This window comes from Enterobacter sp. ECC-249 (assembly GCF_043965265.1).
In the GTDB taxonomy this organism is placed as follows: domain Bacteria; phylum Pseudomonadota; class Gammaproteobacteria; order Enterobacterales; family Enterobacteriaceae; genus Enterobacter; species Enterobacter quasiroggenkampii.
Map to the genome: position 1 here is coordinate 4,389,386 of NZ_CP143660.1, position 14,373 is coordinate 4,403,758.

Annotated in this window: 10 protein-coding genes and 1 tRNA gene; 8 read left to right on the plus strand and 3 right to left on the minus strand. The window is 55.9% G+C overall.

Annotated elements, in window-relative coordinates; all coding sequences use genetic code 11:
- The first annotated feature begins 234 nt into the window (after positions 1 to 234).
- Together V1587_RS20855 and V1587_RS20860 are read left to right on the plus strand one after the other, a co-directional pair.
- Positions 235 to 1,860 carry an ATP-binding protein gene (locus V1587_RS20855; protein ID WP_371897827.1) on the plus strand — a complete coding sequence of 542 codons (1,626 nt, stop codon included), beginning with the start codon at positions 235 to 237 and terminating at the stop codon, positions 1,858 to 1,860.
- Positions 1,850 to 2,542, plus strand: coding sequence for a response regulator (locus V1587_RS20860; RefSeq protein ID WP_371897826.1), 693 nt, complete (start codon positions 1,850 to 1,852; stop codon positions 2,540 to 2,542). The genes V1587_RS20855 and V1587_RS20860 overlap by 11 nt, the downstream gene beginning before the upstream one ends.
- A 107-nt stretch (positions 2,543 to 2,649) precedes the next feature.
- Here V1587_RS20860 and V1587_RS20865 read toward each other — a convergent pair whose 3' ends face one another.
- The gene (locus V1587_RS20865; protein ID WP_371897825.1) at positions 2,650 to 4,785 is read right to left on the minus strand and encodes an ornithine decarboxylase; all 2,136 of its coding nucleotides are present in this window, start codon (positions 4,783 to 4,785) and stop codon (positions 2,650 to 2,652) included.
- A gap of 181 nt (positions 4,786 to 4,966) precedes the next feature.
- On the opposite strand from V1587_RS20865, the gene V1587_RS20870 reads away from it, so the two are divergent.
- Complete coding sequence (locus tag V1587_RS20870; RefSeq protein WP_371897824.1) at positions 4,967 to 5,680, plus strand: DUF554 domain-containing protein; 714 nt, start codon at positions 4,967 to 4,969, stop codon at positions 5,678 to 5,680.
- Positions 5,681 to 5,775: 95 nt separating this feature from the next.
- Positions 5,776 to 5,851 (plus strand) — tRNA-Phe (locus V1587_RS20875).
- Positions 5,852 to 5,991: 140 nt separating this feature from the next.
- Here the strand turns inward: V1587_RS20875 and V1587_RS20880 are convergent.
- Both V1587_RS20880 and V1587_RS20885 read right to left on the minus strand, forming a co-directional pair.
- On the minus strand, positions 5,992 to 6,414 hold the full coding sequence (locus tag V1587_RS20880; protein WP_371897823.1) for a hypothetical protein: 423 nt from the start codon (positions 6,412 to 6,414) through the stop codon (positions 5,992 to 5,994).
- 262 nt (positions 6,415 to 6,676) lie between these two features.
- Complete coding sequence (locus V1587_RS20885) at positions 6,677 to 7,204, minus strand: helix-turn-helix transcriptional regulator (RefSeq protein WP_371898019.1); 528 nt, start codon at positions 7,202 to 7,204, stop codon at positions 6,677 to 6,679.
- Between the two features lie 672 nt (positions 7,205 to 7,876).
- Between V1587_RS20885 and pgaA the strand changes: the two genes are divergently transcribed.
- Genes pgaA through pgaD form a run of 4 tightly spaced genes read left to right on the plus strand, consistent with a single transcriptional unit; the run spans position 7,877 to position 14,025 of the window.
- A complete protein-coding gene (pgaA, locus tag V1587_RS20890) occupies positions 7,877 to 10,315 on the plus strand; it encodes a poly-beta-1,6 N-acetyl-D-glucosamine export porin PgaA (RefSeq protein ID WP_371897822.1) in 2,439 nt (812 codons plus the stop codon).
- A gap of 8 nt (positions 10,316 to 10,323) precedes the next feature.
- Complete coding sequence (gene pgaB, locus V1587_RS20895) at positions 10,324 to 12,273, plus strand: poly-beta-1,6-N-acetyl-D-glucosamine N-deacetylase PgaB (protein WP_395314476.1); 1,950 nt, start codon at positions 10,324 to 10,326, stop codon at positions 12,271 to 12,273.
- On the plus strand, positions 12,266 to 13,594 hold the full coding sequence (gene pgaC, locus V1587_RS20900) for a poly-beta-1,6-N-acetyl-D-glucosamine synthase (protein WP_371897820.1): 1,329 nt from the start codon (positions 12,266 to 12,268) through the stop codon (positions 13,592 to 13,594). Before pgaB ends, pgaC begins: the two co-directional genes overlap by 8 nt.
- Positions 13,594 to 14,025: a poly-beta-1,6-N-acetyl-D-glucosamine biosynthesis protein PgaD gene (gene pgaD / locus V1587_RS20905; protein WP_371897819.1), complete on the plus strand. Its 432-nt coding sequence runs from the start codon at positions 13,594 to 13,596 to the stop codon at positions 14,023 to 14,025. The genes pgaC and pgaD overlap by 1 nt, the downstream gene beginning before the upstream one ends.
- The last annotated feature ends 348 nt before the right edge of the window (positions 14,026 to 14,373 follow it).

A 14,373-nucleotide genomic window follows, 5' to 3' on the forward strand; every position in this document is an offset into this window, starting at 1 on the left:
TTTCTTTTATTTAATGTGATTTATGCCTTATTTATGGTCGTGGTTTTTATGGTTTCTTTTCTGAATTGAACAAACAAATAACATTTATTCATGCCGCCCAAAGCACGTTAGCCTTTTGGATAACGCTTTTACAGCGCCCGCTGTGCAAGGGATCACAAGTTTTCGGCAAAGCGGGCGCCCGCGCGAAAAAAGATGATATATTGGCGATCTTTGTCGCTAGCTTGCGTGATAGTTATGAAAGTCTCTTTCCAGATAAAGCTGTTTATTTCGCTGGTTGCCTTTTTCTCAGTGCTTTTTACGTTACTGGGCGGATATTATTATGCCGATGTCGGGAAACAGCTTTATCAGGAAATGAGCATGCGCGCCAAAATACAGGCTGAAGAGATTGCGCTTATTCCGACATTGCGTAATGAAGTTGAACAAAAAAATATCACTGCCATCTATGATTTTATGCAGAAGATTTCTGCGCACAGTGACGCCAGCTTTATTGTGATTGGCGATAATAAGGGCCAGCATCTTTTTCACTCCGTCTTCGCCGACAGAGTGGGCACAACCCTGGTTGGCGGAGACAACGAAGCCGTATTGCAGGGTAAAAGTACCACCACCATCCGCAAAGGCGGATTGGGCATTTCGCTGCGCAGTAAAGCCCCCATTTTCAACGCTGCCGGACAGGTGGTCGGCATTGTTTCGGTCGGCTATCTCACCAGCTACCTGGACACCATTACCGTCAGTAAAGTGGTCAATATCCTGATTGCCGCCGCGCTGCTGTTGATTGCGCTCTTTATCTTTTCCTGGTTCTTTACCCGCAGTATTAAGAAGCAGATCTTCTCCCTTGAGCCGCGCGAGATCGGCCTGCTGGTACGCCAGCAGAAGGCACTGATGGAGTCTATTTATGAAGGCGTGATTGCCATAGACGATAAACGGCGGATTGAGGTGATCAACCAGGCGGCGCGTAAGCTGCTTGGGCTGAGCCAGCCGGCCCGGGAACTGCGCGGGCAGCTGATAAGCCAGGTGATCGATCCGGTCCCGTTCTTCGACACGCAGACGATGCTGGCCAAAGATACCCATGACGAGATTTGCCGTTTTAACGATCTCACGGTGATCGCCAGCCGGGTGCACATCATGCTTGAGGGTTCGCTGCAGGGCTGGGTGATCACCTTCCGCGATCGCAACGAGATCGACTCGCTGAGCGCCCAGCTCAGCCAGGTCAAACGCTATGTCGATAACCTCCGCATTATGCGCCATGAGCAGTTAAACCGGATGACCACCCTCTCCGGCCTGCTGCATATGGGCCGCTATGAGGAGGCGATTGGCTACATTCAGGCGCAGTCTGAACACGCCCAGGAGCTGCTGGACTTTATCTCTTCACGCTTCAGCTCCCCGACCCTGTGCGGTCTGCTGCTGGGGAAAACCGCCCGCGCGCGGGAGAAAGGCGTCGAGCTGTGCTTCGACCCGACCTGTCGGCTGGACAGATCGTTCCTTCCCCTCGGGGAGCAAGAGCTGATTTCGATTATTGGCAACCTGCTGGATAACGCCATCGAAGCGACACAGCGGTCACCGCTTCCCCACGCGCCGGTAGAAGTGCTGATAAAACTCAGCGACGAGGAGCTGATTATTGAAGTAGCCGACCAGGGCGTGGGCATCAAGCCGGAGATCCGTGACCGGATCTTTGAACGCGGCATTACCACCAAAACACGCGGCGATCATGGGATTGGTCTGTATCTGATCGAAAGCTATGTCACACAGGCTGGCGGCGCGATAGAAGTTGCCGATAATATGCCCCGCGGCGCCATTTTCTCCTTGTTTATCCCGGCCACGGGAACCGCCCGGCAACTGGAAGACACCGACTATGCAACATGAACTTATCGACGTACTGATTGTTGAAGACGAGAACGAGCTGGCGCAACTGCACGCGGAGTTGATAAGCAAACATCCGCGTCTGAGGCTGGTGGGCATTGCCTCGTCGCTGGCAGCGGCCCAGACAGAGCTTACAAACAAACAGCCGCAGCTGTTGCTGCTGGATAACTATCTGCCGGACGGCAAAGGGATCTCGCTGATCAATAACCCCATGCTGGCCCGCGCCAACTGCTCGGTGATTTTTATCACTGCCGCCAGCGATATGGACACCTGCAGCCAGGCGATCCGCAACGGCGCTTTCGACTACATCCTTAAACCCGTCTCCTGGAAGCGGCTCAGCCAGTCGCTGGAGCGATTTGTGCAGTTTGCCGAACAGCAGCGCGTCTGGAAGATTGTCGATCAGCAGAACGTCGATTCGCTGTATCAGCTCCAGGCGAAAAACTACCGCCAGGACAACGGCAGTAAAGGCATTGAGGAAAATACGCTGGCGCGGGTGCAGTCGCTGTTTAACGACAAAGCAACGCACTGCTTTACCGTGGATGAGGTGGTGAGCGAGACGGGGTTGAGTAAAACCACCACCCGTCGCTATCTTGAACACTGCGTGGAGGCGGGTTTTCTGACGGTGGAGATGCTGTACGGCAAGATTGGGCATCCGAGAAGGATGTACAAGCGTAGTGCGGTTTGATGAAACCCTCCCCCTCACCCTGGCCCTCTCCCCAAAGGGGCGAGGGTGAAAAGACGGCCCCGTGCAATCCCCTCTCCCCTTTTGGGAGAGGGTTAGGGTGAGGGGGTCTACTTTAATACATACCCATACAGCCGCTTAATCCCGTCGGCATCCTTCTCGCTGTAAACGCCCTGCAGTTCCGGCGAGAAGCCCGGCAGCAGGTTGATCCCCTCCTCCAGCGCCAGGAAGTAACGCTGTACCGCCCCGCCCCAGACTTCACCTGGAACCACGCACAATACGCCCGGCGGATAGGGCAGCGCTCCTTCGGCAGCAATTCGCCCTTCGGCATCCCGTATGCGAACCAGCTCCACGTCTCCGCGAATATACGCCCGGTTCGCGTCCTGCGGGTTCATTACCACCTCAGGCAGGCTCTCCTTGCGGAACATCGCCTTCTGTAGATCCTTGACGTCAAAGCTGACATAGAGATCGTGCATCTCCTGGCACAGCTGGCGAAGGGTGTAATCCCGGTAGCGCACCGGGTATTTCTGGAAGATCGTCGGCAGCACGTCCGCCAGCGGCGTGTCGTCTTCAATATGCTGTTCAAACTGGCCCAGCATCGCCACCAGCTGCGCCAGCTTCTCGCTGCTTTCGGCAGGCGTCAGCAGGAACAGGATCGAGTTAAGGTCGCATTTCTCCGGCACAATGCCATTTTCGCGCAGGTAGTGCGCCAGAATCGTCGCCGGGATCCCGAAATCGGTGTACTCCCCCGTTTCGGCATCAATGCCCGGCGTGGTCAGCAGCAGCTTGCACGGGTCGACAAAGTACTGCTCGCTCGCATAGCCCTCAAACCCGTGCCATTTGGCCCCCGGCTCGAAGCTGAAGAAGCGCAGCTCGCGGGCAATCGCGTGCGTCGGATGATCCTGCCACGGCCGCCCCGCCACCACCGGTGGGATAAACGGTTTGATCATATGACAGTTGGCAATGATGGCCTTGCGCGCCTCAATGCCCAGCTCAACGCACTCCGCCCACAGCCTGCGTCCGCTTTCTCCTTCGTGGATCTTGGCATTCACATCCAGCGCTGCGAACAGCGGATAAAACGGGCTGGTGGAGGCATGCAGCATAAAGGCGTTGTTCAGCCGCTTGTGCGGGCAGAAACGCGCCTGACCACGAATGTGGTTGTCCTTTTTATGGATCTGCGACGTTTGCGAGAACCCAGCCTGCTGCTTGTGCACCGACTGGGTCACGAATATTCCCGGATCGTTCTCGTTCAGCTCCAGCAAGAGCGGGGACGTTTCCGCCATCATCGGAATAAACTGCTCGTAGCCCACCCATGCGGAGTCAAAGAGGATGTAGTCACACAGATGACCGATCTTGTCGATCACCTGACGGGCGTTGTAGATCGTCCCGTCGTAGGTGCCAAGCTGAATGATCGCCAGGCGGAACGGACGCGCCTCGTCGGCTTTCTCCGGGGCCGCCTCGCGGATCAGGTCCCGCAGATACGCGTCATCAAAGCAGTGCTCGTCAATCCCGCCAATAAAGCCAAACGGGTTACGCGCGGCCTCAAGGTAGACCGGCGTGGCGCCCGCCTGGATCAGCGCCCCGTGGTGGTTAGATTTATGGTTGTTGCGGTCGAACAGCACCAGGTCGCCGCGGGTGAGCAGCGCGTTGGTCACCACCTTGTTGGCCGCCGACGTTCCGTTCAGCACGAAGTAGGTTTTATCCGCGTTGAACACTTTCGCCGCGAACTTTTGCGCATGCTTGGCGGACCCTTCGTGGATCAGCAGATCGCCCAGCTTCACGTCGGCGTTGCACATATCGGCGCGAAACACATTCTCGCCGAAGAAATCATAGAACTGTCGCCCTGCCGGGTGTTTTTTGAAAAAGGCGCCGTGCTGGTGGCCTGGACAGGCGAAAGTGCTGTTGCCCATCTCCACATACTGGCTCAGGGTGTCGAAAAACGGCGGCAGCAGATTCTCTTCATACCGGCTTGCAGCGGTCTCCAGTTCCAGAAATTCCTGAGCTTTACCCGAGATGACCGCGGTGGCGCCGTCGGGTACGTCCGTCGGCTCCTGCGAGAAAATAAACACCGGCAGCTGAAAACCCGAGCGTTTCAGCAGTGCAAGGATACCGCTGCGGCTTTCAGCCGTTGTGATGACGACGGCCGCCACATCGGTAAAATCAGTGCTGTCCAGCGTCACCTTTTCGCGGTGCGTAGACACAGTGGAGAGCAGCTCGCGGCTGACGGCAATTTTCATGGTTTTCATAGGCGCAGTTACCCTCACCGGGCGGTGAGACAGGGAGGAGAAAATTCGCGCAATAATGTCACCTTTTATTTTGAGGTGCAAGAAGGAATCAATATGCACGAAACCACCCAAAGCTAAGGCCTGCGCAGCCATGACGTGCCATAATAATGCAATATCAATGATTAAATAACAGGAGTTAACTTTGGTAATCGGGCCATTTATTAACGCAGGCGCCGTATTGCTGGGCGGCGTACTCGGCGCAATGCTTAGCCAGCGGCTGCCGGAGCGTATTCGCACCTCCATGCCCTCAATATTCGGCCTGGCATCGTTAGGGATCGGTATTCTGTTAGTGATCAAATGCGCCAACCTGCCGGTGATGGTGCTGGCCACCCTGCTCGGCGCGCTGATTGGCGAATTTTGCTATCTGGAAAAAGGCATTAACAGCGCGGTGAGCAGAGCCAAAAACCTGATAGCCCGCCCGGGCAAGGCGAAACACGGCACGCACGAGACGTTTATTCAGAACTATGTCGCCATCATTATTCTGTTTTGCGCCAGCGGCACCGGGATTTTCGGTTCAATGCAGGAGGGGATGACGGGCGACCCGAGCATTTTGATTGCAAAAGCGTTTCTTGATTTCTTCACTGCCACCATTTTCGCCACTACTCTTGGCGTTGCCGTGGCGGCGATTTGCGTCCCGATGCTGCTTATCCAGCTCGCGCTCGCCACCTGCGCCACGTTGATTCTCCCGCTCACCACGCCAGCGATGATGGCGGATTTTACCGCTGTCGGCGGCCTGCTGCTGCTGGCTACCGGGCTGCGCATCTGTGGGATCAAGATGTTTGCCGTGGTGAATATGCTGCCCGCTCTGTTGCTCGCCATGCCCCTCTCCGCGCTCTGGACGCACTTTTTCGCTTAAGGATGCGGCGAAATGGTGAGAGATTGCGCAGTCTGTAACGAAAACAACATTTTTCGTTGACGGCGGAGAGTGAATCGGGTTTAATGCGCCCCGTTGCCCGGATAGCTCAGTCGGTAGAGCAGGGGATTGAAAATCCCCGTGTCCTTGGTTCGATTCCGAGTCCGGGCACCACTATTTAGAAAACCCAGCCTATGGCTGGGTTTTTGCTATATGGCTACGGCCAGTTTCTGGGCGCTGATAAGCGTGGCTTTAATGCAGGCACGCTCACGCTAATAGCCCGGTAAGTTAATACAGGCGGTGGCTCTTTTTTATCACTTAATTTTGCCGGATAAATTGCTGACCTGATTTGAAAGGTTGTCGTTGCTCCGCTTCATGTCATCAAGGCTTCTTTGCATTCGCTCGATCTTACTCTCCTGCTCAGAATTCTTTCTCTCAAGCTGTAAAACCTTCTGAGTTAGCTCATCGACTTTGCGGTTGTCGGACTTCATCTTCCTCAGGCTATCCTGCATCTCCTGTAGATCCGACTCCCTGAAATCAGAAGGCTCGATTTCATCTGCATCAGAAATTACCGGGATATATCCTCCATTAGCGCTGCTGGGTTTGATACTAACCTGAACTTTATTTTGCCCCGTAGAGTGCGCGTAACCTATTGAAGAAAAATAAAAAAAAGAAACAACACACAGACCAGACAGATATTTATTCATTTCTAACGTCCTTTTAAATTTTTCAATCACTTCCAGGAGTCTCCTTCTGGTATCACCCGCTCAGGATAAAACACATGGCTTAGCCTCTGGCAGTTCATAAACGGGGTTAAAGAGCAGAAGATACTATTCGTTTTTCATTATAATACGCGTTTCCTCTCCCCCAAAATCCAACCGCCACCCGCTCATTTTCTGCCACCTTACATCCGCCGGTATCGAGATAAGCGCGTTACCACGCACCTTATTAACGAACCCGCCCTCGTGGCGGTTTTTTGCTTTTGAATTCCTGACAACTTTAGGGATCGTTCCCACCTGTGCCCAGCAGTTTGTTTTTGAAGATAAACAAACACGCCTCGTTGAAGTTCTCCGCCCCCAGCCGTTCGGAGAGCGCCGTCCGTTTGCGATAGAGGCTTTTCACCGACGTATTCAGCTCGCCAGCCACCTCCTCCATCGACATCCCTGCCCTCAGCAACCGCAGCATAATCGCCTCGTGCGTGCTAAGCCGTAAATTCAGCAGCCACTTCGTGGTCAGGCGTCGGCCCTTCATATTGAGCACCAGGTTAAACAGCGAGGCCATATCCGGCGCCGTAAGCGACGTGTTCATAAACAGCTTCATACTGAGCAGATTCTCCTCGCGGTGGCGCATATCAAGCATAACGCAGCAGATCGTTTTTCTCGTTCTGGCCGGATGGCGTATCAGGTAATCATATAAACGGAGCGGACAACGACTATCAATCAATACAGAATATTCATCTGCACCGTTATCAAATATGTTTCTGTCAATCGAATCGAGCAGGATAATATCCGGAAAAAATATCCGCATGCCCCTGACAAGGTAGCGATCCTGAGTCACTAACACTATTGAAGTTGCCACTAACCATCCCTTTTAGATTAAAGCAAGAACGATCCCTCGGAAAGAAGGCCGCCTTCGTTTTATAGCGCTGTTATATTAACGATAAATGTATTCTGGCTTTGGACATCCCTCAATACACACATTGATGAGCAAGACTTCCTGTAGACTATCATTCAATGGCTGCCATTAATTATAAATAAAAAACAATCGCAGAAAAGTCACTTCTCTAAACATTAAGAATTTTTGTCATGAAACTTCCCAAACATGCACCAGAAAGTACTTTAATTGAGGCAGAAAAGCGTCATTGAAAATATATACAAAACTGTCACAATAAAAATAAAACTATTGAATTTCAATAAATTACAATTAAGCACTCAATTCAAAATAAACACAAAAAACTGCTCATTACAGAATTATCTCAAAACTATGATGCCGCTTTTCCGCATATTTATCCGGCAACATATCAGGTGTACATTAGCTTTCACCCAGTCCACTGAGATGAGGATCCATAATTACCTTTAAGTAAGTACCCCGTAACATCACTGCATTCAGATTTAATGTTCTCATTTATGGCCTTTTACGCTGAGCTTAAAGGCGGCCGTGTTATGCAATGGATTCATGATAAACAAATGGCAAATAGATATGGAAAGATCGCTTCGCTTCAATACGTTATTCTTTTATCGCGCCCCAACATTATTGTTTCTGTTATTACTCTTTCCTGTTCTGGTTCAGGCTACGGAATCCGTTTATGAGCAACAGATTCAACAGGCGCGTAATGGTAATTACACGTCGTTTCTCGATTATCTTCAGCGTTATCAACAGCAGCATGCTCTGACGCCTGAACAGGTTGCGGACTGGTTACAGGTGGCAGCCTGGGCGGGTCATGATGACGAGGTTATTCAGGTCTGGCAGCGTTACGGTATTTATATGCCGCTGCCCGCCCGCGGCGTTGCGGCTGTCGCACAGGCGAGGCGAAATCAGAAAGCCTGGCAGCCCGCTCTGGCGCTCTGGAAAGAAGCCCGTAGCCTTGCGCCGGATAACGACGATTATCGTATCGGCTATATCAAAACCCTGGCCGATGCCCGTAAAGATACGCTTGCCTTGCAGGAAGCCCGACGGCTGGTGGCGGAAAATCCCTCTCAGGCGCATCTTCAGACGCTGGCGTATGTCTGGTTACGCCAGGGAAAAAGCTGGGATCGGCTTTTAGCAGACATGCGCGCGCTGAATATCGCACCTGAGAATAAAGCGCTCCTCAGCGAACTGATCGACGCGCTTACGGATAACCGGGTGAATACGCCCGCGCTCCAGCTTTCACAAAGCGTGACGCTGTCTCCCGCGGAGCGTCGTCGTCTTGAGCGTAATGCCGTCGCCGAACGGGTTCGCCTTGCCGACGTGCCCGGCCGAACGGAAAAGGAACGCCTCCAGCTTGCGCAATCTGCGCTGAATCGTTACGACGCCCTGCTTTCCCGCTGGCAAAACGAGCCGCAGGCGGCGGAAGACGTCGTCCTTGCGCGTATCGACAGGCTTGGCGCGCTGTACGCCCATGCTGATTACCCACAGGTGATTAGCGAATATCAGGATCTTACGGCAGCCCAGGATACGGTGCCGGGCTGGGCAATCGGCTGGGCGATCTCCGCATATCTGCAGGAGAAAAACGCGGCCGCCGCCTTCGCGCTTCTGCAACGCTACCCGCAATACGCTTCCGACCCGCAGGACGAGGAGCACGCGCTTTTCTATGCCTGGCTGGATACGGGACAGTATCAGTCCGCCCGCCAGTACGTTGAGCGCCAGACCCGCAACGTCCCCTGGACCCGTTACGATTTCGGCTCCCCGACCCCTCAGCCGAACGACAGGTGGCTTACCGGGCAGTCGCTCCGTTTTAACTATTTGCTGGCGACGAATGCCCTGCCGGAAGCCGAAAATCTGGCGCACCGTCTGGCGACAACGGCGCCGGGCAATCAGGGATTACAGATTGACTACGCCACCCTGCTTCAGGCGCGGGGCTTGCCGCGCGCGGCCGAGCAGAAGCTGAAAACAGCGGAGGCGCTGGAGCCCTCGAATCTGGAACTTGAGCAGCAGCAGGCCTACGTCGCGATGGATCTGCAGGAGTGGCGGCAGATGGATTTACTGGCCGACGACGTGCTGGCCCGCGCGCCAGCCGATCGCAGCGCCAGGCGTCTCGACAGGCTCCGCACCGTCCACCATATGTCCGAGCTGCGCCTCAACGCGGGCAAGGGCTTGCACTCCGATAACCCCGTCAGCGGGACGCACGACCTCAACTGGGACGCCACGCTCTATGGCCCGCCCGTAGCGGATAACTGGCGGCTGTTTGCGGGCACGCGGTATGCCGAGGGTAATTTCGATGAAGGCAAAGGCACCAGCCGTCACCTGCTGGGCGGCGTCGAATGGCGGCCACGCGACCTCCAGCTCGAAGCCGAGCTTTCCAGCAACCGCTATCACGGGGCAAGCAAGCCGGGCGCTCGTCTCTCAACAACGTACTTCGTAACCGATAACTGGCAGGTCAGCGGCAGCCTTGAACGCCTGTCGCGCACTACGCCCCTGCGGGCGTTACGCAACGGGATCAGTGCAAACCGGGGAGAAGGCGGCGTGCGCTGGTATCAAAACGAGCGTCGTGAATATCAGTTCAACGCCGCCCTGACCCGCTTCTCCGATCATAACCGTCGCCAGGAATACACCCTCACGGGTAAGGAGCGTCTCTGGCAGACCCCGTCCCTGACGCTGGATCTCGAACCGGAGATCGCCGCCAGTAAAAACAGCCTGCGGGACACGCTCTATTACAACCCGGCGCGGGATCTGTCCGTGACGGCGGCCCTGGCCGTTGACCATGAGATGTACCGCCATTACGACACCCTCTGGAGCCAGCAGTTCGTGGCCGGAGGCGGCAGCTACTGGCAGAAAAATCAGTCCGCTGGCGCCATCGCCCTGCTGGGTTACGGACAGCGGGTCCAGTGGAACAACGTCATTGATACCGGCGTGATGCTGAACTGGGATAAACGCCCTTACGACGGCAAACGCGAGAGCAATCTCTCCGTCACGTTTGACGCGACTTTACGCTTTTAAGGATGAATATGCTGAACACACGTTTTTCCGCGAGCCTGATACTCCTCGGCTGGCTCTGCCTCAGCGCAAATGTCTTCGCCCAGGCGATCTCGTTCATTGCGCCCAAAGATCGGCCGCAGCTGGAGGCGAGTAAACCCTGGCCGCAGAACCAGTTTCTGGTGCTGGCCTACCACGACGTAGAAGACGATGCCGCCGATCAGCGCTATCTCTCCGTTCGCACCAGCGCGTTAAACGAGCAGATAAGCTGGCTTCTGCACAACGGTTATCACGTCATCAGCGTGCAGGACATTCTGGACGCGCATGACGGGAAAAAAACGCTGCCGCCCAAAGCGGTTTTGCTCAGCTTTGACGACGGTTACAGCAGCTTTTACACCCGCGTGTGGCCGCTGCTTCAGGCGTGGAACGTCCCTGCGCTCTGGGCGCCGGTGGGCAGCTGGGTGGATATGCCGGAAAATCAAAAAGTTAACTTCGGCGGCCTGATGACACCCCGCGATCGCTTCGCGACGTGGGACATGGTGCGCGAGCTCAGCCGGTCTCCGCTGATTGAGATCGGATCGCATACCTGGGCCTCGCATTACGGCATTCCGGCTAACCCGCAGGGCAGCCGCGAACCGGCGATCGCCAACCGCTTTTATGACAAAGCCACGGGCCGCTATGAAACGGACCAGCAGTTCAACCAGCGGATAGGCGATGACGTTCGCAAAGTGACTGAAAAAATCACGCAGGTTACGGGCAAAGCGCCGCGCGCCTGGGTCTGGCCCTACGGCGCCGCCAGCGGCACGTCGCTCGCTATCGCCAGACAGCAGGGTTATCAGCTGGCCTTTACCCTCGAGGACGGACTGGGGAATGCGCAGGATCTGGGCAACATCCCTCGTCTTCTGATCGCCGGTAATCCCTCGCTAAAGGCATTTGCCACCACGGTCAGCCAGGTTCAGGAGCGCGATCCCGTGCGCGTCATGCACGTCGATCTCGACTACGTTTACGACCCCGATCCGGCCCAGCAGACGCAAAACATCAACAGGCTGATCCAGCGGGTCTACGACATGAAAATCAGCCATGTTTTCCTGCAGGCGTTTGCCGACCCGCAGGGCGACGGCAGGATCAAGGCGCTCTATTTTCCCAACCGCCAGCTGCCGGTCCGGGCCGATCTCTTTAATTTTGTCTCCTGGCAGCTGCAAACCCGCGCGGGCGTGAAAGTCTTCGCGTGGATGCCGGTGCTCTCGTTCGATCTCGATCCTGCCCTGCCGCGCGTGCTGCGTCGGGACCGCTCGTCAGGCCAGCTGCGCGAAGCCACCGAGCCTTATATCCGGCTTTCTCCGTGGAACCCGCAGGTGCGCCAGCAGGTGACGGACATCTATGAAGATCTGGCCCGCTATGCCAGCTTCAACGGGATCTTGTTCCATGACGACGCGGTGCTGACGGACGTGGACGATGCCGGGCAGGACGCCGCCCAGAACACAACGCGTCAGAAAAGCCAGCTGCTGATTGGGTTTACCCACGCCCTGGGCCTGGCGGTGAAGCACATTCGTGGCCCGCAGATAAAAACCGCCCGCAACATGTTCGCCTTACCCATTCTGCAGCCCGAAAGCGAGGCGTGGTTCGCGCAGAATGTTGATGATTTTCTGGCGGAGTATGACTGGACGGTGCCGATGGCCATGCCGCTGATGGAGTCCGTCCCGGCAGACGAGAGCGATGCCTGGCTGGCGCGTCTGGTGAAAGCGGTCGCCACGCGTCCCGGCGCGCTCGATAAAACTATTTTCGAGCTGCAGGCCAGGAACTGGGATCGGAAACCGCAGCGCGCCGTTTCCGATAGCCAGCTTGCGCAGTGGATGCGCGTGCTCCAGCTGAACGGCGTCAAAAACTACGGTTACTACCCCGACGACTTCCTCAACAACCAACCTGATATCTCGCGCATCAGGCCTGAATTTTCTTCGTACTGGTACCCTGACAATGACTGATCGCATTATCGCCTTTTCTATTTTATGTCTGGTATTCGGGTTGCCGTTAGGCGTGGCCGCCCTCTTTACCGGCGAGCTGATACTGGATTTTGTGTTCTTCTGGCCGCTGTTCATGTCGGTGCTCTGGATAACCGGCGGCCTCTATTTCTGGTTTCAGCTTGAACGCCACTGGTCATGGGATAAAGAGACGCCCGCCCCGACGCTCGCGGGTGAGCCGCTCATCTCCATTCTGATCCCCTGCTTCAACGAGGGAAGGAATGCCCGGGAGACCATCAGCGCCGCGCTGGATCAGCGGTATGAAAATATAGAAGTTATCGCCATCAACGACGGTTCGTCTGACAACACGGCGGAGGTATTGCAGGCGCTGGCGCAGGAACAGCCGCGCCTGCGGGTGATTAACCTCGCGGAGAACCAGGGGAAAGCGCTGGCGCTCAAAGCCGGCGCAGCGGCGGCCCGGGGCGATCTGCTGGTCTGCATTGACGGCGACGCCCTGCTCGATCGCGATACGGCAGCGTATCTGGTGGCACCGCTGATTCAGTATCCCCACGTTGGGGCGGTCACCGGGAATCCGCGTATTCGCACGCGCTCCACGCTGATCGGCCGCATTCAGGTGGGCGAGTTCTCATCCATTATAGGGCTCATCAAGCGGACGCAGCGGATCTATGGCCGGGTCTTTACCGTCTCGGGCGTCATCGCCGCCTTTCGCCGACAGGCGCTGGCGGACGTTGGGTACTGGAGCCCGGACATGATCACCGAAGACATCGACATCAGCTGGAAGCTGCAGCTCCACCACTGGGATATCTTTTTTGAGCCGCGGGCGCTGTGCTGGATCCTGATGCCGGAGACGCTGAAGGGCCTGTGGAAACAGCGTCTGCGTTGGGCCCAGGGCGGCGCAGAGGTGTTTCTGGTCAACCTTCGCAAGATTGTGCGCTGGGAGCATCACCGCATGTGGCCGTTGTTCATGGAGTACGCGCTGTCAACGCTGTGGGCCTTCGCGTACGCGATGACGGTGCTGTTATTCCTTCTCAGTCATGTCGCGCCAGTTCCACCCAACCTGACCGTGGAGAGCCTTTTTCCACCGGAGTTTACCGGGCTGCTGCTGGGCGTGATGTGTCTGCTGCAGTTCCTGGTCAGCTTGTTCATCGAGCGGCGCTATGAACGAAAAGTGGCCAGCTCGCTTTTCTGGGTGATCTGGTTTCCGATGGTGTACTGGATGATCGGCCTGTTCACCACCCTCGTTGCATTTCCAAAAGTCATGCTTAAACGCCAGCGCGCCCGCGCGCGCTGGATCAGCCCGGACCGGGGAAAAGGACGCATTTAATGAACGAAAATACCTTAATTCTGACCGAACAGCGGCTATTTCCACGTCTTTTCGATGCCGCGTTAACGCTGGTGGCGTGGGGAGGATTTCTGTTTTTCCTGTATGCCCGGCTCTGGATGCAGCTCACCGATGAGAGCGACCACCGCTGGGGCGTGATTATCGCGTCCTTTAATACGGTGTTGCTCTACCTACTGTTCGCCGCGCTCAACGGCTGGCTGCTGATTTTATGGTATCAGTACAATCGCCGTCGGGCCCACGTGAGGCGGCGTCAGCCGGGCTATTTTCACCAGGAGGAGCTGGCCCGCAGCTTTAATGTCTCACCGCAGATCATCTCCGAGATGAGCCAGTACAACCTGCTGACGGTGTACCATGACCAGATTGGCCGCATCATCGATCTGAAGATCAACGGGCAGGAAGAGGAAGAACAGTAACGAAAAGCCCCCGCAGGATGCCCTGCGGGCTTAGGGATCCACAGTATTTTTTAATCAGAAGCAATAACCTTGTTTCAGAACGTCTAAAAGGCTTTCAGCGATGCTCGGGTCCGGCTGTAAATCGCTGAGGCGTTTGCCTTCCGGCCGGGGCGAGGCGCATGGATGCGCCGAGAGGGCGGGCTTTACAGGGACGTTACCTCCGCCCGTCCCCGATAAGCCGGAAGGGATAAGCCGAAGGTACCGCGCAGCGGCGATTTACCGCCGGGAGCCCGGGTCGCCAGGGTGGGGGCGACTGAGCCACCCTGGCACGTTCACAGGCCATGTCGTTAAAGAGTAGCAAGGAACATA